Raw genomic sequence first — 1,458 nt, 5'->3', positions numbered from 1 at the left:
TCAAAAGGTTTCGCAACTCAGCAGTTGGTCGCGCCAGCTGATTTTCTCTACCGCGCGTTTTTCTGATGATGGTTCTCAACTGGTGACGGGAACACCTTCAGGCCGCGTCTCGATTTGGGATACGCAGAGCGGAAAGCGCATTGACGGATTTGAAGTCGAGCCGAAAAAAGATACTCGCCCTCCTCGCGCGGTCGTGTATGATGCTGCCTTTGATTCTAAGCAACGTGTAATTACTGCCACATCGGCGGGCATCGCCCAAGCTTGGCAACTAGAGAACGGGTCATGACAGAAAAACTCATTGAGCAATTGGAAGCACGCATCAACGACTTAGAGTGTCAGGTGGCGTTCCAAGAACAAACCATCGAAGATCTGAACAGTGCATTGTCACAACAACAATTGCAGATCACGAAGATGCAAGATCAAATGAAGTACGTAGTAGGCAAAGTGAAAAATATGGATTCTTCGAATATGGAAGATCCAGCCAACGAGCCACCGCCGCCGCATTACTGATCAATACGCGAAAGACAAAACAAAGCCCAGACTTATGCTGGGCTTTGTTGTAATTGCACGGTTGCTCGTCGTGAAATGATCGAACGGTTAGTCGTTAGCGTAGATTTTCATACTCAACTCACCACGAGTATTGATACCCGCACGATACATACCCATACTGTTCATAGCGAAATGCAACTCCCCATTCGCATCAATGGCAATCAGGCCACCTTCTCCGCCCATGGTTTTGAGATCTCCCTGAATAATGGCTTCACACGCGGTATGTACGTCCTCTTGCAAATAGCGCATGCGTGCTGCTACATCTTCCGCAACACGTTTACGAATAAAGAACTCACCAACACCCGTAGTTGAAACTGCCACCACGCCATTCTCAGCCACCGTGCCACAACCTATCAGTGCAGAATCTCCAACACGACCATATTGCTTATTGGTTACCCCACCCGTACTGGTCGCCGCAGCTAAGTTGCCTTGCTGGTCTAACGCCACTGCGCCTACGGTGCCGTGTTTACGATCATCCGGGTAACGAGACTCAGATAACGCAAACAAACCTTTCTCACGCATTGAGAGCAGCTGTTCATAACGGCGAGCTGTTAAGAAGTAATCTGGTTCGGTGTATTGTTGGCCTTGTTCAAAAGCAAACTTCTCAGCGCCTTCACCAACCAACAACACATGGTTGCTGCGAAGCATCACATCCCGAGCCAACTCGATCGGGTTTTTAATGTGTCTAACGCCCGCGACAGCACCTGCGGCAAGGTTGCGACCATCCATCACAGAGGCATCCATTTCTACCATTTCGTTGTGAGTAAGAACCGAGCCTTTACCCGCATTAAAGTTGGGAGAGTCTTCCAGTACTTTTACCGCAGCGACCACCGCATCAAGCGCTTCTCCACCTTGTTCGAGTATTTGGTGTCCTGCTTTTACCGCAGCTTCTAAGTCTGCCAAGATGGA

General features: G+C 49.3%; 2 protein-coding genes and 1 pseudogene. 2 read left to right on the top strand and 1 reads right to left on the bottom strand.

Going from position 1 to position 1,458, the window contains the following annotated elements:
• Positions 1-286 (top strand): annotated as a pseudogene (locus R7E78_RS24105) (hypothetical protein); the annotation flags it as partial.
• Entirely contained in the window at positions 283-510 is a 228-nt protein-coding gene (locus tag R7E78_RS24100) for a SlyX family protein (protein WP_005458294.1), read from the top strand. The pseudogene R7E78_RS24105 and the gene R7E78_RS24100, both read left to right, overlap by 4 nt.
• 87 nt (positions 511-597) lie before the next feature.
• On the opposite strand, the gene R7E78_RS24095 is transcribed toward R7E78_RS24100, so the two are convergent.
• Positions 598-1,458: isoaspartyl peptidase/L-asparaginase (locus R7E78_RS24095; RefSeq protein ID WP_318058334.1), on the bottom strand; the 861-nt coding region annotated here is incomplete at its 5' end.

This window comes from Vibrio sp. YT-19(2023) (genome assembly GCF_033337395.1).
Note: the sequence above shows the minus strand (reverse complement) of the source record. Positions and strands in the feature narration are given on the sequence as shown.

Coding starts and splice junctions, on each gene's coding strand:
- R7E78_RS24100 (WP_005458294.1), top strand. CDS start 283: ATGACAGAAAAACTCATTGAGCAATTGGAAGCACGCATCAACGACTTA.